Origin of the sequence: Microbacterium sp. NPDC088619 (assembly GCF_044752825.1) — a bacterium.
Classification (GTDB): domain Bacteria; phylum Actinomycetota; class Actinomycetes; order Actinomycetales; family Microbacteriaceae; genus Microbacterium.
On the sequence record NZ_JBIVLZ010000002.1, the window covers coordinates 185,489 to 204,501 of the forward strand.

The window sequence follows — 19,013 nt, forward strand, 5'->3', positions numbered from 1 at the left end:
TCAGCCCTCGACCTTCACGTCTTCCCAGCGCTGCACGTCGAGCCAGTGCTGGATGCCGGTCACCTTCTCGGGGTGCACGAGGATCCGCGGCCAGCTGAAGAGGAACGTGTTCGGCTGCAGCTCCACGCCGATCTCGACGGCGTTCTGGATCTTCTCGGCGTAGTCGTCGGCATCCGTGGGGGTCGCACGCGCGGCATCGATCGCCTCGGTGAGCTCGGGGGGCGTCTGACGACCCAGGTTCATCAGCCCCTCGGTGCCGTAGAGCACCTCGAGTCCCTGCAGCGGCGACTGACGGCCCGAATAGCTGTCGAGCACGAAGGGCAGGGTGCGCTGCACGTAGTTCTGGGCGACGGCGGCTGCGGGGAGGACGTTCAGCGTCACGTCGATGCCCGCCTCGGCCCACTGCGCCTGCAGCACCTCGGCGAGCGCCGTGTCGTCTTCGGTCAGAGACAGGGTGATCTCCAGCCCGTCAGGGTGACCGGCGTCGGCGAGAAGCTCTTTCGCGGCATCCACATCGTGCGGGTACAGGTCGTCGAGCTCGGGGCTGTGCGCGACGTATCCCTCGGGGAACGGCTGCCAGTTGGGGGTGCCCTGCCCGAAGTAGGCGGCATCGACGAGCGCCTGCCTGTCTGTGGCATGGCTGATGGCCTGGAGCACGCGCTGGTCGTCGAACGGTGCGACGGTGCTGTTGACGTCGAGAGCCCGCACGGTGAGGGCCCTGATCGTCTCGACCTCCAGGTTCGCCGCCTCGGCGCCGTCGACCTGGGCCGGCGGGACCTGCGCGACATCCCACTGCCCCGAGCTCACACCGGCGACGACCGTCGCGGGGTCGGTGACGGGGACGATCGAGAAGTCGTCGATGAAGATGTGGTCCGCGTTCCAGTAGTCCTCGTTCTTCTCGAGGTCGGCGTGGGCGTTGGGCACGTACTCGGTGAGAGCGAACGGACCGGAGCCCTCGGGCTGGGTCGCGAGGGTCGTGACGTCGTCGAATGCTGCCGGGTTCACGATGAATCCGGTCTTGCCGGCGAACAGATACGGCACCTGGTAGTCGGCCTGATCGAGATGCACGGTGACCGTCCGCTCGTCGTCGACGTCGACGCCGACGACGATCCGCAGCTGACCCGCGAGCGTGGAGTTCTCCTGATCGCGTCCGCGCTCGATGCTCTGCTTCACCGCGTCGGCGGTCACCGGCGTGCCGTCGGTGAACTCGGCCCCCTCGCGCAGATGGAACGTGATCGCGGTGCCGTCGGCGTTGTACTCCCAGCTCTCGGCGAGCCCGGGGACGACCTCGCCTTCGGTGTCGAGCTGCGTGAGGCCGTCGTAGACCAGCGCGAGGGCATGCGTGTCCCACCCGGCGGTCGACGTCACCGGGTCCCAGCTGGTGGGCAGCGCCCAGCCCCAGGTCAGCGACGTCGCCTCGGACGAGTCGGAGGGAGCGGCAGCTGCGCCGGCGCAGCCGGCGAGTGCGAGTGTCGCGGCTGCTGAGGCGGCGAAGAAGGGCAGGCGAGATCGGGGGGTCATGACAGCGAACGTAGGAGTGCGGCGTGGAGGCCCACAATCCCCTGCGAAGCGGAGGGTCACGGACCGCAACACTGCGAAATATCGGCTGCGCCCAGGTGCGGCCGACACAGGATGGGATCATGACCACGACCTCCTCCCCCGCGCTCTGGGCGCCACCCGCCCGCGTCCGCGGCACCCTCGCCGTCGTCACCGGACGCGGCGAGCGCGCAGCCGTCTACGAGCGTTTCGGCCGTCGCCTGAGCTCCGACGGCTACGTCGTCGCCGTCTTCGAAGAGGACGCCGAGTCGGCGAGCGACTGGCTTTCTGCGGCGGGTGACACCCCGCGGGTGCTCGTCGGAACGGATGCTGCAGCGTCCGCCGTCCTGCGCCTGGTCGCACAGGGCGCCTCGCTCGACGCCGCCGTCGTCGCCGGAACACTGGTGGACGCGGAGCTGCCGCTACCGCCCGTCGAGGATCGCACGGCCTGCCCGCTGCACCTCGGAGTGCTCGCCGCCGAGGCATCGTCCGAGTCCCTCGCCGCCGTCGAGCCTCTTCCGGCACCCGCCGATCTCGCGGCCATCGAGGTCCCGGTGATCGCGATCCACGGCGGCGCCGACAGCGTCTCGCCGTTGCCGCAGGTGATCGCCGCGCTGCGCACCGTTCCGGATCTCGAGATCGTCGAGACCGTCGACGGACTGCACGATGCGCTCAACGACCAGTCGCACCGCAGCGTGGCCGCATCGCTCGTGCAGTGGCTCGAGCGTCTGCGCGGCGGAGACGCCCACGCCCCGATCGTCCGTACGCACACGATAGGGACTCTGGCGACCGCATGACCGAGTTCGCGACCAGACAGATCCAAGCCGGCTACGTGCCGGGAACCCCGCAGAACAGCGCCGTCCCGCCGATCTACCAGACCGCAGCCTACGAGTTCGCGTCGCTGGCCGATGCCGCCGACCTCTTCGCCCTGCGAGCGGCCGGCAACCTCTACAGCCGCAACGCGAGCCCCACCCAGCAGATCCTGGAGGAGCGCGTCGCCGCCCTCGAGGGCGGCGTCGCGGCCGTGGCGGTCGCCTCCGGGCAGGCGGCGGTCGCGGTGACGCTGCTCGCGCTCGTCGGTCGCGGCGGGCACATCGTCGCCGCCACACAGCTCTACGGCGGAACCGTGGACCTGCTGCAGGAGACGTTCGACGACTTCGGCATCCCGGTGACGTTCGTCGATCAGGACGACTCAGACGCATGGCGCGCGGCGATCCGGCCGGAGACCCGGGTGCTGTTCGCCGAGTCCATCGCGAACCCCATCGCGCAGGTGCTCGACATCCGCGCCGTCGCCGACATCGCCCACGAGGCCGGGGTGCCGCTCGTGATCGACAACACCGTCGGCACGCCGTACCTGGTGCGTCCGGGTGAGCACGGCGCGGACTTCGTGGTGCACTCAGCGACCAAGTTCCTCAGCGGCCACGGCACCTCGCTCGGCGGCGTCGTCGTCGATCAGGGCACGTTCGACTTCGGCCGCGAGCCGGCACGCTGGCCGCAGTTCACCGAGCCCTACACGCGGGTCGGCGACTTCGCGCTCTGGGATCGCTTCGGGTCAGGGCAGGCGTTCGCGGCCCTCGTGAAGTCGAAGTACGTCCACGACCTCGGGCCCTCGTTGTCGCCGTTCAACGCGTGGCAGATCCTGCAGGGCATCGAGACGCTCGATCTGCGCGTCTCGCGTCAGAGCGCCACCGCGCTCGCGATCGCACGGCACCTGCGGCAGCATCCGGCGGTCACGGCCGTGCACCACCCCGGCCTCGAGGCCAACCCCTGGCATCCCCTCGCCCAGCGCTATCTGCCGCGCGGCGGGCCGTCGGTCTTCTCCTTCGATCTCGCCGTGCCGGAGGGCTCCGAGACTCAGGCCAGCGTGGCGAGGGTGATCGACTCGCTGCAGGTGATCAGACTCGTCGCGAACATCGGCGACGCCCGCAGCCTCGTCAACCATCCGGCGTCGATGACGCACTCCCATCTCACGGCCGATCAGCGCAGCGCGGCCGGCATCTCGTTCACGACGATCCGCCTGTCGGCCGGGCTCGAGGATCCGAGCGACCTGATCGCAGACCTCGACCACGCGCTCGCGCTCGCCTGAGCGCGTTCGATCCGACCCTCTCAAGGAGAACCATGGCAATCGACCTCGGCTACTGGACGCCCGTCTACGGCGGATTCCTGCGCAACGTCACCGACGAGGGCCGCATGGCGGCGACGTGGGAGTACATCCGCGAGGTGTCGGTGAAGGCCGACCGGCTCGGATTCCACACGACGCTGGTACCGGAGCTCTACCTCAACGACCGCAAGGGCATCGACGCGCCGAGCCTCGAGGCCTGGTCGCTGTCGGCGGCCATCCTCGCCGTCACCGAGCGACTGCGCGTCATGACCGCCGTGCGCCCCGGGTTCCACCTGCCGGCGGTGCTCGCGAAGACCGTCTCGACGCTCGACCAGGTCGCTCCCGGGCGCATCGCCCTCAACGTCGTCGCCGCCTGGTGGGCGGAGGAGGCCCGACAGTTCGGCGGGCAGTTCACGACCCATGACGAGCGCTACGTGCAGGCAGAGGAGTTCGTCACGGTGCTCAACGGCCTATGGGAGCAGACGCCCTTCACGTTCGCCGGGTCGCACTACGCCCTCGACGGGACGATCGTCGAGCCGAAGCCGTCGAGCCATCCGGTGATCTTCGCCGGAGGCGAGAGCGAGGCCGGCCGCGAGTCGATCGCCGGTTTCGCCGACGCCTACGTCATGCACGGCGGCACCCTCGACGAGGTGCGAGCGAACGTGAGCGACATGAACGACCGCTCCGAGAGGCTGCACGGCCGACCCGTCTCGGAGTTCGGCATGCCCGCCTACGTGATCGTCCGAGACACCGAGGCCGAGGCTCAGCGTGAACTCGACCGCATCACGACCGTCGATCCCGACTCGCCCGGATACGCGTCGTTCGAGGAGTTCCAGCGCAACTCGAAGCTGTCGCTCGAGCTGACGCGTCGGGAGTACTCGGTCGGCACTCGCGGTCTGCGACCGAACCTGGTCGGCACGGCCGAACAGGTCGCCGAGCGCATCCACGAGTACGCGGATGCCGGCATCACCCTCCTCCTCGTCCAGGCATCGCCTCTCGACGAGGAACTCGACCGGATCGCCGATCAGGTCTTCCCGCTCGTCCCGCAGCGGACTCTCGCGGCGCTGACCTGATCGTCCCGACTGTCGGCCTCACCCTCTACGCTGAGACCATGACTGGTCTTCGTTGGGGAATCCTCGCGACCGGCGGCATCGCCGGCGCGTTCGCATCCGATCTGCGCACGGCAGGGCTCGATCTCGTGGCGGTCGGATCACGCTCGCAGGAGTCGGCCGACGCGTTCGCCGCCCGTTTCGACATCCCCCGCGCGCACTCCTCCTACGAGGCGCTCGTCGCCGATCCCGACGTCGACATCATCTACGTCTCCACTCCGCACCCCCTGCATCACGAGAATGCGCGCCTCGCGCTCGAGGCCGGCAAGCACGTGCTGGTCGAGAAGGCCTTCACCCTCAACCGAGGCGAGGCCGAAGACCTGCAGCATCTCGCCGCAGAGCGCGGGCTGCTGGCGATGGAGGCCATGTGGACGCGGTATCTGCCGCACATGGTCCGCATCCGCGAGATCATCGCCGACGGCACGCTCGGCGAGATCCGCGCCGTCAGCGCAGACCACACCCAGCTCCTTCCCGACGACCCCGCACACCGCCTGAACGCCCTCGAGCTCGGCGGCGGTGCGCTGCTCGACCTGGGGATCTATCCGATCTCGTTCGTGTGGGACGTCCTGGGTGCGCCGACCGGCATCCACGCCGTGGCCCGGCTCATCGAGACCGGAGCGGATGCCGAGGTGGCGACCGTCATGACCCACGAGGGCGGCGCGATCTCCACCACTCTCTCGTCGTCGCGAGCCGCGGGCCCGAACGCCGCGAGCATCATCGGCACCACGGCGCGCATCGACATCGATCGTGTCTGGTACACCCCGACCACGTTCCGTGTCGTGCTGCCGGACGGCACTGTCGTCGAGGAGTACGTGTCGGAGGTCGCCGGCCGCGGCATGCAGTATCAGGCCCATGCGGCCGAGCGCCTCGTCGCCGACGGCGTGCTCGAGGGAGACATCCTGCCGATCGCCGAGAGCGTCGCGATCATGGGCACGCTCGATGACATCCGCGCCCAGATCGGGGTGCGCTACCCGCGCGAAGGAGTCAACCATGGCTGAGGCCAACGACGCCCGCGTCGCCGTCTACCTCGACTTCGACAACATCGTCATCTCCTGGTACGACCGCGTGCACGGTCGCAACGCCTACGGCAAGGACCGTCAGCGCATCACCGAGAATCCGACCGATCCCGAGGTCACGGAGCGACTCTCCCGCGCCATGATCGAGGTCGGCGCGATCATCGATTACGCGGCGTCGTTCGGCACGCTCGTGCTCACGCGTGCGTACGCCGACTGGTCCTCGCCGGTGAACGCCGTGTACCGCTCGCAGCTCGTCGCCCGCGCGGTCGATCTGGTGCAGCTCTTCCCGGCCGCCGCGTATGCGAAGAACGGCGCTGACATCCGCCTCGCCGTCGACGCCGTCGAAGACATGTTCCGCCTTCCCGATCTCACCCACGTGGTGATCGTCGCCGGAGACAGCGACTACGTCCCACTCGCGCAGCGCTGCAAGCGCCTGGGCCGCTACGTCATCGGCGTCGGCGTCGCGGGGTCCACGGCGAAGTCGCTCGCCGCCGCGTGCGACGAGTTCGAGGCCTACGACTCGCTGCCCGGTGTCGTTCGTCCGAGCAAGACCGCCCCGGCGAGCGTCGTCACGGTGCCGGAGCCGGCTGTCGAACCCGCCGTCGAGCCGGCTGCAGAGCCCGCCGCGAAGACGAGGACGAGGCAGCCGGCCAAGACGGCCAAGGCCAAGGCCCAGGCGGCCGCCGCCACCGCTGCGACCACGACTCCGGCCAAGGTCGACGACCACGGCGAGGGCACAGAGCAGGGCGAGGCGACCGAGCTGCTGCACCGCGCACTGCGCCTCGGGCACGACAAGGCCGACGCCGACGAGTGGCTGCACAGCTCGGCGGTCAAGACGCATATGCGTCGCATGGACCCGTCGTTCAGCGAGAAGGCCCTCGGCTACCGGTCGTTCTCGGACTTCCTCAAGTCGCGCGAGAGCATCGCGGAGCTCGAGGAGACCGGGCACGAGCGTCTGGTGAAACTGCGCGACTCTGCCTGACCCGCGTCACGCTACGGGCCGCTCACGCGTCCGCCGCTCACTCCTCGAAGTCGTATTCCTGGAAGGCGGCGACCTCGGGCACCCAGCGCTCCGACACGAACGCCGTGTGCGCCGGGTGCGCGTCATAGGCGCGGTAGGCCGCTCGATCGCGGAACACCATCGAGAACTGGTGCTCCAGATCGCTCTTCGGGCTCACCTGGCGACGGATCGTGAACTCCTCGACGCCCGGGATCGACGTGAGCACCGCTCTGCCGGTGGCGAGGAACTCGCGTTCCTCGGGGCTGCCCGTCTCGTGCACGAGGCGGAAGACGACGGTGTGCTGGATGGTCATGCGGTGTCTCCGGTCGTCTGGTTGCTGAAGGCGGCATCGAAGGATGCAGTGGGCACCGGCCACAGCAGCGACCGCACGTAGGCGAGCGCCTGCGGCGCCCCGTGCAGGCGGTCCATTCCCGCGTCCTCCCATTCGATCGAGATCGGGCCCTCGTAGCCGATCCCGTCGAGTGCCCGGAACGCGTCTTCCCAGGGCACGTCGCCGTGACCGGTCGAGACGAAGTCCCACCCGCGCCGCGGATCTCCCCAGGGCAGGTGCGAGCCGAGCACGCCGGCCCGCCCGTTGTGCGGCCGCATCCGGGTGTCCTTGCAGTCGACGTGGTAGATCCGGTCGGCGAAGTCGACGATGAACCCGACCGGGTCGATGTTCTGCCACATCATGTGCGAGGGGTCCCAGTTGAACCCGAATGCCTCGCGGTGGTCGATCGCGTCCAACGCCCGCACCGACGACCAGTAGTCGTAGGCGATCTCACCCGGGTGCACCTCGTGCGCGAAGCGGACGCCCTCGGCGTCGAACACATCGAGGATCGGATTCCAGCGGGTGGCGAAGTCCTCGAAGCCGGCCTCGATGACGGATGCCGGGACAGGCGGGAACATCGCCAGGTACGGCCAGATCGACGAGCCGGTGAAGCCCACGACGGTATCGACGCCGAGCTTGCGGGCCACTCGAGCCGCCCGTGTCATGTCGTCTGCCGCTCGGACGCGCACGCCCTCGGCTTCCCCGTCGCCCCACACGTAGTCGCGGAGGATCGCCTGGTGACGGAAGTCGATGGGCGCGTCGCACACCGCCTGGCCCGCGAGATGATTCGAGATCGCGAAGATCTGCAGTCCGTGTCGGTCGAGGATCTCGAGGCGGGAGGCGACGTACTCGTCGTCCTCGTCGGCCCGCCGCAGGTCGAGGTGATCGCCGGAGGCGGCGACTTCAAGACCGTCGTACCCCCACTCGGCCGCGAGGCGGGCGACCTCCTCGAACGGCAGATCGGCCCACTGGCCGGTGAACAGCGTGACCGGGTGCGTGGTCATGGACACTCCTTCGTATCGCGTGACGGCTCAGGCGCCGAGCACTCTCAGTGCCTGGATGCTGCGTGCGGCGAGCTCGTCCTGACTCGCCGCGAGTGGTCGCCACACGGACGCTGCGACGGCGATCGTCGCGTTCTCACCCGTGAAGCTCTCGAGCCCGAGCGGTCCGCGATATCCCGCATCGTCGAGGGCACGGAGGATCTCCGGCCAATCGGTGTGGTCGTCGCCGACCGCGCCCCGATCGCTGCCGCACACCTGCACGTGGGCGATCGCCGATCCCGCCGCGCGGATCGCCTCCGCCGGCTTCTTCTCCTCGATGTTCAGGTGGTAGGTGTCGAGCGCGAGCCCGACCCCCGCCCCGAGCAGCGGTGCGAGTGCGTCGAGACTCTGCTCCACGGTGTTCAGCACGCTGGTCTCGTAGCGGTTGAGCGGCTCGACAGCGAGGGTGACCCCGGCATCCGCAGCGTCCGACGCCAGCGGTTCGAGGTTCACGCGCAGCTCGCGCACCACCTGAGAGCGCTCATCCGGCGTCATCCGCCAGGTCGCGCCGGTGGGCGCGTAGAAGGGGCCGGCGACCACCGCCGAGCCCAGTATCGCGGCCGCCCCGATGCAGGATCGCAGGTAGCCCTGGGTAGCCTCGACATCGCCGGCCCGAGCGATGAGCGAGCGCCCCGGCCCCATGGCGCCGACGACGATCGCGCCGAGGCCGAGATCGCCGAGCACGTCGCGGGCCCGCGCCGGATCCCAGTCCCCGATGCTCTCGAGAGGCAGTTCGAGCGCCTGATAGCCCATGCCGGCGGCCTTCCGCGCGAGCGGCCCGAGAGTGGCATCGGTGAGCGGAGACGTCCACACCCACGTGTTGACGGCGATGGTGCGAGGCATCCTGCTCCTTCGGGGATGACGCGAGTGCTCCCACCCTCCCATCCGCGGGGTGCGGAGGGAAGGGCGGGAGCATCACTCGTGGTTACGGGATCTGACGTTCCTGCCACACCGTCGGGTAGCCGGGCAGGTTCTCCCCGCCGAACTTCGCGTAGTGTCCGTCCGGCATGCCCTCGTTGGCGGCGAGATAGTCGTCGAGCTCACCCTCGGTGATCGGCTTCTGCGGCAGCACCCACTCCTTCGGCACCTCTTCACCGGCGAAGATCATCTGCGCGGCGAGCAGCGGCGTGCGCCACTGGAAGTTCGAGTAGACGGGTGCGAGCCCGGTGAGACCCGTGTCCTTCCACTTGCGGAGGAAGCTCATCTCGTCTTCACCGGTCATCACCGGGTACTCGGCACCTGCGTCCTCGAAGGCCTCGATCGCGGCGACGGCACCGTCACCGGCATCCATCCAGATGCCCTGCACATCGCCCTTGGCGAGCTCGTCGCTGATGATGCTCTTGATCTCCGCCGGATCGGCGCCTGTGAAGTAGTCCACAGCCTCGATGCCCGCCTCGTCGAAGAGCTTCTCCGCCGCGGCCCACCGGTGCTCGAGCACGTCGACGCCGGGGAGGATGCGCAGCGCCACGACCTTGTCGCCCTCTTCGAGGTTGTCGATGAGGAACTCGGCGGTGTCGATGCCCCACGCGAATCCGCCGATCGGGTGGATGAACGTGACGGGGCAGTCGGTGTCCACGCCACGGTCGAACACGATCACCGGCTTGCCGGTCTCGCACGCGCGCTCGACGGCCGGGGTCATCGCCGCGGTGCTGTTCGGCGAGATGAGGAAGACGTCGCAGCCGCCCTCGGCGATGAAGTAGTCGATGTCGGCGATCTGCGTGTCATCGGAGTCCTGCGCATCGCGGGTCTCCATCTCGCTGATCGCACCGGCCTCCTGCAGCGACTTGAGCTGCTCGTTCATCGTGATCCAGCCGGTCTGGCGCCACGGGTTCGAGATCGAGGCGTTGGCGAAGCAGGCCTTCTTGGCGCCTTCGCTGGCGAACTCCGACGTGTCGACCATCTCCGCGTTGATGTGCTGGAGGTACGGTTCGTCCGCCGGGCCCTGGGGCTCGACACCCCGCTCCTCCATCTGCTTGTCGAAGAGCTCCTGGTCGAACCACTCCGTGGTCTCCGCCGATTCCTCCGGGTTCTCCGACTCCGCCGGCGCCACGGACGGGTCAGTGGTACACCCGGCGAGCGCGATGAGGCCGAAGAGAGCCACCCCTGCGGTGGCGATCTTCATTGATCGTCGCATTGCTAATCTCCTCTGGTTTCTGTGTGGATGGTGCTGGTTGTTACGGGTTCTGCGGTCTCGAGGGCCGGAGAAGTCTGTGGGCCGCGCTTGCGCCGAGCACGGAAGGCGACGGCGGAGTACGCGACGGCGGCGATGATGATGACGCCCTGCACGGCGTCTCGCAGCGTCGACGGGACGCCCGCGATGTTCAGCAGCATGAACAGGGCCTCGAGGGCGAAGGCACCGGCCGCCGCCGCGACGATCCACCCCCGCCCGCCACCGAGGACGACCCCGCCGAGGACGACGGCGGTGATCGCGACGAACTCGTATCCACGGCCGACAGAGGGGTGCACCCCGGCGTATCCCACGAGAAGCACGGCCGAGAGCGACGCCGAGAGCGACGAGATCACGAACGCGCGCGTGGTGACCCAGGCGCTGCGTGCGCCGGCGAAGTCGACCGCGGTGGCGTTGTCGCCTACGGCGATGAGCAGCTTGCCGAGCGGACGCTTCGTGATCCAGATGCCGAGCGCGAGCCAGCCGATCAGGATGAACACGGCCCACGGGATGAACTCGAGCAGCGGCACGTCGCGGATGCCGCCTCGCCCGATCTCCCGGAAGCTGTCTGCCGGGTTGCCGGTCGCCGCTCCCCCGGTCCACCACATGACCCCACCGAGGAGGGCCAGCATCATGCCGAGAGTGACGATGAAGGAGGGCACCTTGAGCAGCGTCGTGATGACGCCGTTGACGAGACCGACCACCACTCCGAAGACGATCATGAGCAGCAGCACGGGGATCGTGCGCGAGTCGTCCTGACCGACGAGGTTCCCGGCGATGATCACCTGCGCCGTGATCAGCGACCCCTGCGACAGGTCGAACTCGCCCGCGATGATGACGAAGTACTGCCCGATCGCGACGATGGCGATGGGGGCGACGCGCTGGATGAACCTCATGAACTGACCGGGCTCCGCGAAGCTCGGGTTCAGGATCATCACGGCCACGAGCAGGATCACGAGCAGCAGGAACACCGCGCCCCGGGGGCTCACGAGTGTGCGCAGCGCGTTCATGCGCGTCCTCCTTCCGGCGTGGGGCTGGTATCGGCGAGTTCCGATGCAGCGGCAGCCATGTCGGACTCGGCCGCCTTCGCCGCGTCGTCTCCCCCGGTTCTCGTGCCGCCTGCGCCGAAGCGCGGACGGCGACTGACGATCGAGCGCCGGCTGTAGACGGCGACCGCGGCGACGATCACGACTCCGCGGACGACGTCCTTCAGGAACGGGTTGACCTGCATGACGCTCATGACGTTGTCGACGACCGCGAGGATCGCCACACCCCCGATCGCGCCCCAGATCGACCCGCGGCCACCCAGCAGCAGCGTGCCGCCGAGCACGACCGCCGCGATCGACAGCAGCGCGTAGCCGCCCTGCTGGCCGACGGTGGGGCTGCCGACACCGAGACGGCTGGCGAGCAGCAGACCCGCGAGCCCCGCGAACACCGAGCACAGCACGTGCGCGGCGATCAGCGGCGGCTTGGTCCGCACCCCCGACAGGCGCGCGATCTCGGGGTCGCCGCCGACCGCGTACAGGTGTGCTCCGGTACGGGTGCGGTTCAGCAGCACCCAGACCACGACGGCGAGCGCGATCATGATGATGGTCGAGACGGGGACGGGTCCGACGCCGGTGGCGCCGATGAGCTGGAACTCCCAGGGCACGTTGCCCGCCGAGCCCTCGAAGTTGGTGTTGAGGATCCCCTGGAGGATGAGTCCCACGCCGAGGGTGGCGATGAAGCCGTTGACCTTCAGCACGGTGACGATGAGGCCGTTGACCAGGCCGATGCCGGCGCAGACGAGCAGGGTGACGGCGACGGCCGCCGGCACGTTCGCGGGGTTCCCGTTCATGATCGTCGCGGCCAGCAGGCTCGAGAGACTCACGACGTAGGTGACCGACAGATCGAGCGAAGCGCCGAGCACCACCAGGGTCTGGCCGATCGCGACGAGCCCGAGCACGCTCATGCCGGTGAGGATGTCGCGGATGTTCCCCGGGCTGAAGAAGTTGCGCCCCACTGTGCCGACGAGAATGGCGCCTACGATGAGCGTCAGGATCAGGATGCCGAGCACGATGACCGTGGAGTCGATCCGGAGCCGCTTCATCGTGCACCTCCGTCGAGGGTGGCGCCCGTGGCCGCGCCGAGGATCTCATGTTCGGCCGAACCTGCGGGCAGCTCTGCGACGAGCTCGCCGTCGTGCATCACGAGGATCCGATCGCTCATGCCGATCACCTCCGGCAGTTCGCTCGACACCATCAGCACCGCCTTGCCCTGAGCCGCCAGCTCGCGCATGAGCTGATACACGGCGTACTTCGCACCGACGTCGATGCCGCGGGTCGGCTCATCGAACAGCACGATCTGCGGCTGGGTGAGCAGCCACTTGGCGAGCACGACCTTCTGCTGGTTTCCGCCCGAGAGGAATCGCGTCTCCTGATCGAGTCCGCGCGAGCTGATCTCCAGCGAGCTGAGCACTCCGGGCACCTCCCGCCTGGAGGAGGAGGTCCGAGCGGCGAAGACGCTGCGGATCACGAGCAGGGCGTTGTCGAGCACCGACTGGCCCAGCGCGAGCCCTTGGGCCTTGCGGTCCTCCGAGATGAGGGCGAATCCTGCGCGGACAGCCGCCCTGGCGCTCGAGATGCGCGTCGGCGAGCCGTCGACCCGCATCGAGCCTCGTACGAACGGGTCGATTCCGAACACGCCCTCGACCAGCTCGGTGCGCCCGGATCCCTGGAGCCCGGCGAGACCGACGATCTCCCCGGCGCGCAGCGTGAGCGACACCCCGTCCACGAAGGCGTTGCCGCAGCCGTCGAGCTCGAGACGCGGAGCGCCGACGACCGTGCCCTCGACAGCATCCGGATAGTACGACTGGATCGAGCGTCCGACCATGCGGCGCACGAGCTCATCGGTCGTCAGCACACCGGTCTCATCGGTCGACACGAGCGCACCGTCCTTGAGGATCGTGATGCGGTCGCAGAGGTCGAAGATCTCCTTGAGCCGGTGCGAGACGTAGATGACCGCGACCCCGCGAGAGGTGAGCCGACGGATGATGGCGTAGAGCAGCTCGACCTCGCGGTCGCTGAGCGCGGCGGTCGGCTCGTCCATCGAGATGACCTGCGCCTCGAAGGACAGCGCCTTGACGATCTCGACGATCTGCTGCTCTGCGACCGTCAGCGAGCCGACCCTCGTCTGGGGGTCGATGAACGAGACACCGAGATCGGTGAGCAGCTCCCCCGTGCGGCGGATCATCGCCTTCTGGTCCACGAATCCGCCGCGGCGGGGCTCGCGTCCGAGGTAGACGTTCTGCGCGACCGTGCGCTCCGGCAGCAGGGTGAACTCCTGGAAGACCGTCACGATGCCGTCGTCCATCGCCTGTCGAGGATGGGCGTATCGCACCTCGTCGCCGCGGTACCGCACCGTGCCTTCGTCGGCAGGCTGCACTCCGGCGATGATCTTCATGAGCGTCGACTTGCCGGCGCCGTTCTCGCCGACGAGGCCGTGCACCTCGCCCGGACGCACATCGAAATCTATGCCCTTCAGCACCTCGACGCCGAAGAACGACTTGCGGATGCCCGACACCTCCAGCACCGGCCGGGTGATCGTCGCGGTCATGCCGCCACCTCCGTCCATCGTCCGTCGGCGGCCGCCGAGGCGAGGACCGCCTCGGTGAGCAGTGCCGAGCGGAATCCGTCCTCGAATGTCGGCAGCCCCTCGGGAGCCGCGCCGCCGACCGCCGCATACACGTCGGCGATGAAGCCGTTGAACGCGTCCTGATATCCCATGGCGTGTCCCGAAGGCACCCGCTGCAGGCGTGCCGAGTCGGCCGCGGCCGTCGCGGGATCGCGCAGCAGCATCCGGGACTCCTCCCGCATGCCGATCCACAGCTCCTCCGGACGCTCCTGCTCGAAACGCAGGGTCTGCCTGGTTCCGTGCAGCTCGAGCGTCAGTGCGTTCTTGCGCCCGGCCGCCATCTGCGAGACGAGCAGCGTGCCGAGGGCGCCTGACTCCGTCTCGACGAGGATCGCGACGATGTCCTCGGTGTCCACCGCCTGGCCGGCACGCTCGTCGAAGACCCGGCGGGTGCGTGCGCTCAGCGAGTGGATCCGCTGGCCGATCACGAATTCGATGAGGTCGCACAGATGCGAGCCGATGTCGGCGAACGCCCGCGACGACCCGCCGGATGCCGAGCGCACCCGCCAGTCGTCGTCCGTGGGAAGCAGCATCCAGTCCTGCAGATACGCGCAGTCGAGCGTGAGGAGCTCTCCGATGTCCCCCCGCGCGACGCGAGCGCGCGCCTCGCGCACCATCGGGTGGTAGCGGTAGACGAAGGGAACAGCGCCGACCCGCCCCCGCGAGGCCGCGGTGTCGGCGAGCCTGCGGGCATCTGCGGCGTTCGTGGCCAGGGGCTTCTCGCAGATGACGTGCTTGCCGGCCTCGAGCGCTCGGAGCGCCAGCTCGAAGTGGGTGGCGTTGGGGGTGCAGATGTGCACGACGTCGATGTCGTCGGCGACCAGCAGCGCGGCGGCATCGGTCTCTGCTCTCGAGGCGCCGAGCCGGTCTGCGGCCTGGCGTCCACCCGAGGCGGAGCGGGTGGCGACGGCACGGAGCTCACCGCCGGCGTCTCTGGCCGCGGTGCGATGCACGCGGGCCATGAATCCTCCGCCGAGGATGCCGGCTCGGATCGTTCCGAGACCGGTGTCAGTGACATCCGTTGTCATGCCGGTGAGTCTGACACACGCTCTCCGACTTTTGCTAGAGCTTTGTCAAAAGTTCTTAGTAACGAATCGGAAGTTGATCGAGCAGTGTTGCAAGTCTGTGGTTTACTGACGCAATGGTCGACGCACTCCGCACCGCCGCGGCAGCGAACCCCGGCGCAGGCGAGATCTTCCAGATCCTCCGCGACGGCACCGCTCGCACCAAGGCCGAGCTCGCAGCCATCACCGGCCTCGCCCGTTCGACCGTGGCACTGCGGGTCGATGCCCTGCTCGCCGCCGATCTCCTCCGGCCCGCGGGCGAGGCCGTCTCGACCGGCGGCCGCCCACCGGCGCGACTGGCCTTCAACTCCCGCGCCGGCGTCGTGCTCGCAGTGGACCTCGGCGCCACCCATGCGACGATCGCCGTCGCAGATCTGGCCGGCGTGATCCTCGATTCGCGCACACGCACGATCGACATCGCCGACGGACCGGACGACCTTCTCGACGTGATCCTCGCCGACGGCGCAGCACTGCTCGAGACGTCGGCAGCCGGCGACATCCCACTGCTCGGCATCGGGATCGGCGTTCCAGGGCCTGTCGAGCACTCGACCGGACGCCCGACGAACCCGCCCATCATGCCGGGCTGGGACCGCTTCGACATCCCTGGCTATGTGCAGCGCACCTTCGACGTGCCGGTGCTCGTCGACAACGATGTGAACATCCTCGCTCTCGGGGAGCACGCGACGATGTGGCCGCATGTCGACGACCTGATCTTCGTCAAGGTGTCGACCGGCATCGGAGCGGGCATCATCGCCGGAGGGCAGCTGCAGCGAGGGGCGCAGGGCTCAGCCGGCGACATGGGCCACGTCCAGGTGCCGAGCGGGGCCGGGTCTTCGAGAGAGCCCGGCGACGAGCGCGACCTCGAGGCGCTCGCGAGCGGGTCGGCACTGGCGACGGCGCTGCGCGATGCGGGGCACGAGGCGCACAGCCCGGCGGATGTGATCGACCTCGTTCGCTCCGGCGACGCTGCGGCCATCGAAGCCACACGGCAGGCGGGGCGCGATGTGGGCGAGGTGCTGGCGACCGTGGTCAACCTGCTCAATCCGTCGATCATCGTGCTCGGCGGAAGCATCGCTCGGGCCGGCGAGCATCTGCTCGCCGGGGTGCGCGAGGTCGTCTACCGCCGATCCATCCCCCTGGCGACCCAGCATCTCGCGATCGTGCAGTCGCAGGCGGGCGACAGGGCCGCTGTGCTCGGAGCCGCGATCATGGTCGCCCGCGAGGTGCTCTCACCCGCGAACGTCGACCGCTACGTGGCGACGAAGGCACGCTGACCGCGCCTTCGCCGCCACGGTGACGGATCTCAGAGAGTCGCCTCGAACGGGTCGAAGTCGGCATCGATCGAGCCGACCTCGCCCAGAGTGCTGTCGACCTTCACGAAGGCGCGCGATTCGGCCGCCTCTTCGATCGACAGCAGCGTGTCGAGCACGTGGTAGCCGAACTCGCCGGTCGCGACATGCGGGCGGCCGGCGGCGATGGAGCGGGCCATGTCGAGCAGACCCACACCGCGTCCCGAGAGCACGCCCTCCTGCACGACGTCGTCGATACCCTGCTGCATCGGCTCCGGCGGCACGAAAGCCCGTGTCAGTGGGCGGGTGATCGTGATCTCGCCCCCGAAGGTGTTGGGATCGGGGATCACGATCGTCCCCTCGGTTCCGGTGATCTCGACGACGCCGGTGCGCAGCAGCGGCGAATCGGTGCTGTACAGGCTCTGCGCCTGTCCGCCCTGCTCGAAGTCCATCAGCACGCTCAGCGTCGACGGGATCTCGACCGGGAACTCCTGGCCCGCGAGCTCGCCGACCTGCACCGTGCGGGTGGGTGTGCCCTGAAGGCCGAGGGCTGCGACGGCGGCCACCGGACCGAACACATGCACGAGCGCCGACACGTAGTACGGCCCCATGTCCAGCAGCGGGCCGCCGCCCTTGGCGTACAGGAAGGCCGGGTTGGGGTGGAAGATCTCCGGCCCCTGCCACTGGAACGTCGTCTGGGCGAACAGCGGCCGACCGATGTCGCCACGTGCGATCGCGCGCTTCGCCGTCTGCACGCCCGGCCCGAGCACCGTGTCGGGGGCCACGCCGACACGCAGCCCCGCCGCATCCGCCTTCTTCAACAGGCGCAGCGACTCGTCGCGGCTGACGCCGATCGGCTTCTCGGTCCACACATGCTTGCCTGCAGCGATGATCGCCTCGGACACCTCGACATGCACGGCAGGGATCGTGAGGTTCACGACGATGTCGATCTCGGGGTCGTTCAGCACCAGATCGACGCCTCCCGCGCGGGGCACCCCGTACTTCTCGGCCTGCGCCTTCGCGCGCTCCTCGAGGAGGTCGCCGATCGCGATCACCCGCACATCGGGGAAGGTCGTCAGGTTCGACAGGTACTGGTCGCTGATGTTGCCCGCGCCGATGATGCCGACGCCTACTGGTCCGTTGCCGATCGCCATCAGCCGGCCACCTTCTCGTCGAGGTAGACGCGGCTGCGCTCGATCGCGTCCCAGAGGTCTCCCTCGAAGTGGTCGAACTCCACGATCGCGAGCTCGAGCGCAGGAGCCGCGGCGATCGCCTCGACCAGCGGGACCGCGCCCTCTCCGGCCGCGACCTGATCGGCCGGCGGGTAGGCGCTCAGCAGCGCGGGGTCGAGCGTGCCGTCCTTGGCGTGCACCGCGATGACCCGGTCACCCAGACGCTGCAGGAGCGCGACGGGGTCGACGCCGCCACGGGCGACCCAGTACAGGTCGACCTCGAGCACGACGCGGTCGTCGAGCAGGCCCGCGAGCACCTCGAGTCCGGTGACTCCGTCGAAGACGGCTTCGAGTTCGTGTGCATGGTTGTGGTATCCGACGCGCACATCGACGGTGGCGCCCACGGCGGCCGCCTCGTTGAGAAGACGCGCGGTCTCCTCGATCTGCTCGACCGTCTCCCAGCGCGCGGGCTCGGTGTACGGGTCGATGACCGTTCCCATGCCGAGCACCTTGGCCGCGGCGAAGACCTCGGCGGGCGACGGCACCGGAAGTGTCGTGCCGCTGCCGTCGGGGTTCACGAACGACTGTGAGGCGAGGAACGCGTGCCCGGAGGGAGCGGTGAGGCCCGCGCCGGCCAGTGCGTCTGCGAGAGGCTGGGCCCGGCGCACGAAGTCGTACGGTTCCACCGCCGTGAATCCTCTGGCGGCGACCTCCTTCAGCGAGCCTTCGAGGTCGGTCTCGAGCTGATCCTTGATCGTGAACAGCTGGATGGAAGTCTGAATCGCCACGGGTTCTCCTTCGGTCGTCGGTGACGTGCGGGCTGGATGCACCCGTCTGTCCGAGCACGCTATCACCAAATACCTCCGCCCGGAAGTTTTCATTCTGTAGACTCGGCCCATGAGCGAAGATCGGGATCGGCCGCGCCAGCGGGGCGCGTATGCCAAGGGCATCGCCCGGCGTCAGGAGATCCTCGATCGCGCCATCGAGGTCTTCGCCGCGCGCGGCGCCGACCGCACGAGCCTGCGTTCCATCGCGAGCGCCGTCGGAGTCACCCACGCGGCCCTCAGCCACTACTTCGGGTCTCTCGAAGAGCTGCTCGTCGCGGTCTACCAGGAGAGCAACGCACCGGAACGCCAGCATCCTGACACGCTGCCGGTCGACGCGACCCCGGTCGAGCACATGATCGAATCTGCGCGCGCGAACCGCGAGGTTCCCGGGCTCGTGCAGCTGTACTCGACCCTGGTGTCGGCCGCCCTGGAGGAGGGGCACCCGGCGGCACGCGAGTTCGCGACGACGCGTTTCGCTCGACTGCGCGCCGAGATGGCCGACGTGGTGCGGCGACAGCAGGACAACGGACGCATGCGGGACGATGTGGATGCCGACGCAGTGGCCGCACTCGTCGTCGCCGCCTCCGACGGCCTGCAGACGCAGTGGCTGCTCGACGACACCGCGCCGCAGCATGAGGCGCTGGCCCTGCTCGACCGGCTGCTGCGCCCCGCCTCTCGCTAGGGTGAAG

The 19,013-nt window shown here is 69.0% G+C and carries 18 protein-coding genes; 7 read left to right on the forward strand and 11 right to left on the reverse strand.

Annotated features, from left to right (window positions below):
- Entirely contained in the window at positions 1-1,521 is a 1,521-nt protein-coding gene (locus ACIP5T_RS15330; protein ID WP_400865277.1) for an ABC transporter substrate-binding protein, read from the reverse strand.
- Positions 1,522-1,640: 119 nt separating this feature from the next.
- On the opposite strand from ACIP5T_RS15330, the gene ACIP5T_RS15335 reads away from it, so the two are divergent.
- The 5 genes from ACIP5T_RS15335 to ACIP5T_RS15355 are packed head-to-tail and all read left to right on the forward strand — an operon-like array spanning position 1,641 to position 6,744.
- A complete protein-coding gene (locus ACIP5T_RS15335) occupies positions 1,641-2,333 on the forward strand; it encodes an alpha/beta hydrolase (RefSeq protein WP_400865280.1) in 693 nt (230 codons plus the stop codon).
- Entirely contained in the window at positions 2,330-3,622 is a 1,293-nt protein-coding gene (locus ACIP5T_RS15340; protein ID WP_400865283.1) for an O-acetylhomoserine aminocarboxypropyltransferase/cysteine synthase family protein, read from the forward strand. Before ACIP5T_RS15335 ends, ACIP5T_RS15340 begins: the two co-directional genes overlap by 4 nt.
- Positions 3,623-3,654: 32 nt before the next feature.
- Positions 3,655-4,710 carry an LLM class flavin-dependent oxidoreductase gene (locus tag ACIP5T_RS15345; RefSeq protein ID WP_400865286.1) on the forward strand — a complete coding sequence of 352 codons (1,056 nt, stop codon included), beginning with the start codon at positions 3,655-3,657 and terminating at the stop codon, positions 4,708-4,710.
- Positions 4,711-4,748: 38 nt separating this feature from the next.
- Entirely contained in the window at positions 4,749-5,744 is a 996-nt protein-coding gene (locus ACIP5T_RS15350; protein WP_400865288.1) for a Gfo/Idh/MocA family protein, read from the forward strand.
- A complete protein-coding gene (locus ACIP5T_RS15355; protein ID WP_400865291.1) occupies positions 5,737-6,744 on the forward strand; it encodes an NYN domain-containing protein in 1,008 nt (335 codons plus the stop codon). The genes ACIP5T_RS15350 and ACIP5T_RS15355 overlap by 8 nt, the downstream gene beginning before the upstream one ends.
- A 37-nt stretch (positions 6,745-6,781) precedes the next feature.
- Here ACIP5T_RS15355 and ACIP5T_RS15360 read toward each other — a convergent pair whose 3' ends face one another.
- From ACIP5T_RS15360 to ACIP5T_RS15395, 8 genes are all read right to left on the reverse strand, one after another.
- The gene (locus ACIP5T_RS15360; RefSeq protein ID WP_400865294.1) at positions 6,782-7,075 is read right to left on the reverse strand and encodes a Dabb family protein; all 294 of its coding nucleotides are present in this window, start codon (positions 7,073-7,075) and stop codon (positions 6,782-6,784) included.
- On the reverse strand, positions 7,072-8,097 hold the full coding sequence (locus ACIP5T_RS15365; protein ID WP_400865296.1) for a sugar phosphate isomerase/epimerase family protein: 1,026 nt from the start codon (positions 8,095-8,097) through the stop codon (positions 7,072-7,074). The genes ACIP5T_RS15360 and ACIP5T_RS15365 overlap by 4 nt, the downstream gene beginning before the upstream one ends.
- A 27-nt stretch (positions 8,098-8,124) precedes the next feature.
- Positions 8,125-8,976, reverse strand: a complete 852-nt coding sequence (locus tag ACIP5T_RS15370; protein WP_400865298.1) for a sugar phosphate isomerase/epimerase family protein — start codon at positions 8,974-8,976, stop codon at positions 8,125-8,127.
- Between the two features lie 82 nt (positions 8,977-9,058).
- Positions 9,059-10,255 carry a substrate-binding domain-containing protein gene (locus tag ACIP5T_RS15375; RefSeq protein ID WP_400865300.1) on the reverse strand — a complete coding sequence of 399 codons (1,197 nt, stop codon included), beginning with the start codon at positions 10,253-10,255 and terminating at the stop codon, positions 9,059-9,061.
- A gap of 14 nt (positions 10,256-10,269) precedes the next feature.
- On the reverse strand, positions 10,270-11,310 hold the full coding sequence (locus ACIP5T_RS15380; RefSeq protein WP_400865303.1) for an ABC transporter permease: 1,041 nt from the start codon (positions 11,308-11,310) through the stop codon (positions 10,270-10,272).
- A complete protein-coding gene (locus ACIP5T_RS15385) occupies positions 11,307-12,389 on the reverse strand; it encodes an ABC transporter permease (RefSeq protein ID WP_400865306.1) in 1,083 nt (360 codons plus the stop codon). Before ACIP5T_RS15385 ends, ACIP5T_RS15380 begins: the two co-directional genes overlap by 4 nt.
- Entirely contained in the window at positions 12,386-13,894 is a 1,509-nt protein-coding gene (locus tag ACIP5T_RS15390; protein WP_400865308.1) for a sugar ABC transporter ATP-binding protein, read from the reverse strand. The genes ACIP5T_RS15385 and ACIP5T_RS15390 overlap by 4 nt, the downstream gene beginning before the upstream one ends.
- Positions 13,891-15,000, reverse strand: coding sequence for a Gfo/Idh/MocA family protein (locus ACIP5T_RS15395; RefSeq protein WP_400865310.1), 1,110 nt, complete (start codon positions 14,998-15,000; stop codon positions 13,891-13,893). Before ACIP5T_RS15395 ends, ACIP5T_RS15390 begins: the two co-directional genes overlap by 4 nt.
- Before the next feature lie 113 nt (positions 15,001-15,113).
- Here ACIP5T_RS15395 and ACIP5T_RS15400 point away from each other — a divergent pair, with 113 nt between their 5' ends.
- Positions 15,114-16,310: an ROK family protein gene (locus tag ACIP5T_RS15400; protein ID WP_400865312.1), complete on the forward strand. Its 1,197-nt coding sequence runs from the start codon at positions 15,114-15,116 to the stop codon at positions 16,308-16,310.
- Between the two features lie 29 nt (positions 16,311-16,339).
- On the opposite strand, the gene ACIP5T_RS15405 is transcribed toward ACIP5T_RS15400, so the two are convergent.
- Positions 16,340-17,479, reverse strand: coding sequence for a Gfo/Idh/MocA family protein (locus ACIP5T_RS15405; protein WP_400865314.1), 1,140 nt, complete (start codon positions 17,477-17,479; stop codon positions 16,340-16,342).
- Positions 17,479-18,285, reverse strand: a complete 807-nt coding sequence (locus ACIP5T_RS15410; protein WP_400865316.1) for a sugar phosphate isomerase/epimerase family protein — start codon at positions 18,283-18,285, stop codon at positions 17,479-17,481. The genes ACIP5T_RS15405 and ACIP5T_RS15410 overlap by 1 nt, the downstream gene beginning before the upstream one ends.
- A gap of 109 nt (positions 18,286-18,394) precedes the next feature.
- On the opposite strand from ACIP5T_RS15410, the gene ACIP5T_RS15415 reads away from it, so the two are divergent.
- Positions 18,395-19,006, forward strand: coding sequence for a TetR/AcrR family transcriptional regulator (locus ACIP5T_RS15415; RefSeq protein ID WP_400865318.1), 612 nt, complete (start codon positions 18,395-18,397; stop codon positions 19,004-19,006).
- The last annotated feature ends 7 nt before the right edge of the window (positions 19,007-19,013 follow it).

Bases quoted from the DNA above. Each gene is read 5' to 3' on its own strand.
- ACIP5T_RS15330 (WP_400865277.1), bottom strand. From the start codon at position 1,521: ATGACCCCCCGATCTCGCCTGCCCTTCTTCGCCGCCTCAGCAGCCGCG.
- ACIP5T_RS15390 (WP_400865308.1), bottom strand. From the start codon at position 13,894: ATGACCGCGACGATCACCCGGCCGGTGCTGGAGGTGTCGGGCATCCGC.
- ACIP5T_RS15395 (WP_400865310.1), bottom strand. From the start codon at position 15,000: ATGACAACGGATGTCACTGACACCGGTCTCGGAACGATCCGAGCCGGC.
- ACIP5T_RS15335 (WP_400865280.1), top strand. From the start codon at position 1,641: ATGACCACGACCTCCTCCCCCGCGCTCTGGGCGCCACCCGCCCGCGTC.
- ACIP5T_RS15405 (WP_400865314.1), bottom strand. From the start codon at position 17,479: ATGGCGATCGGCAACGGACCAGTAGGCGTCGGCATCATCGGCGCGGGC.
- ACIP5T_RS15400 (WP_400865312.1), top strand. From the start codon at position 15,114: ATGGTCGACGCACTCCGCACCGCCGCGGCAGCGAACCCCGGCGCAGGC.
- ACIP5T_RS15370 (WP_400865298.1), bottom strand. From the start codon at position 8,976: ATGCCTCGCACCATCGCCGTCAACACGTGGGTGTGGACGTCTCCGCTC.
- ACIP5T_RS15375 (WP_400865300.1), bottom strand. From the start codon at position 10,255: ATGAAGATCGCCACCGCAGGGGTGGCTCTCTTCGGCCTCATCGCGCTC.
- ACIP5T_RS15415 (WP_400865318.1), top strand. From the start codon at position 18,395: ATGAGCGAAGATCGGGATCGGCCGCGCCAGCGGGGCGCGTATGCCAAG.
- ACIP5T_RS15380 (WP_400865303.1), bottom strand. From the start codon at position 11,310: ATGAACGCGCTGCGCACACTCGTGAGCCCCCGGGGCGCGGTGTTCCTG.
- ACIP5T_RS15340 (WP_400865283.1), top strand. From the start codon at position 2,330: ATGACCGAGTTCGCGACCAGACAGATCCAAGCCGGCTACGTGCCGGGA.
- ACIP5T_RS15350 (WP_400865288.1), top strand. From the start codon at position 4,749: ATGACTGGTCTTCGTTGGGGAATCCTCGCGACCGGCGGCATCGCCGGC.
- ACIP5T_RS15360 (WP_400865294.1), bottom strand. From the start codon at position 7,075: ATGACCATCCAGCACACCGTCGTCTTCCGCCTCGTGCACGAGACGGGC.
- ACIP5T_RS15355 (WP_400865291.1), top strand. From the start codon at position 5,737: ATGGCTGAGGCCAACGACGCCCGCGTCGCCGTCTACCTCGACTTCGAC.
- ACIP5T_RS15365 (WP_400865296.1), bottom strand. From the start codon at position 8,097: ATGACCACGCACCCGGTCACGCTGTTCACCGGCCAGTGGGCCGATCTG.
- ACIP5T_RS15345 (WP_400865286.1), top strand. From the start codon at position 3,655: ATGGCAATCGACCTCGGCTACTGGACGCCCGTCTACGGCGGATTCCTG.
- ACIP5T_RS15385 (WP_400865306.1), bottom strand. From the start codon at position 12,389: ATGAAGCGGCTCCGGATCGACTCCACGGTCATCGTGCTCGGCATCCTG.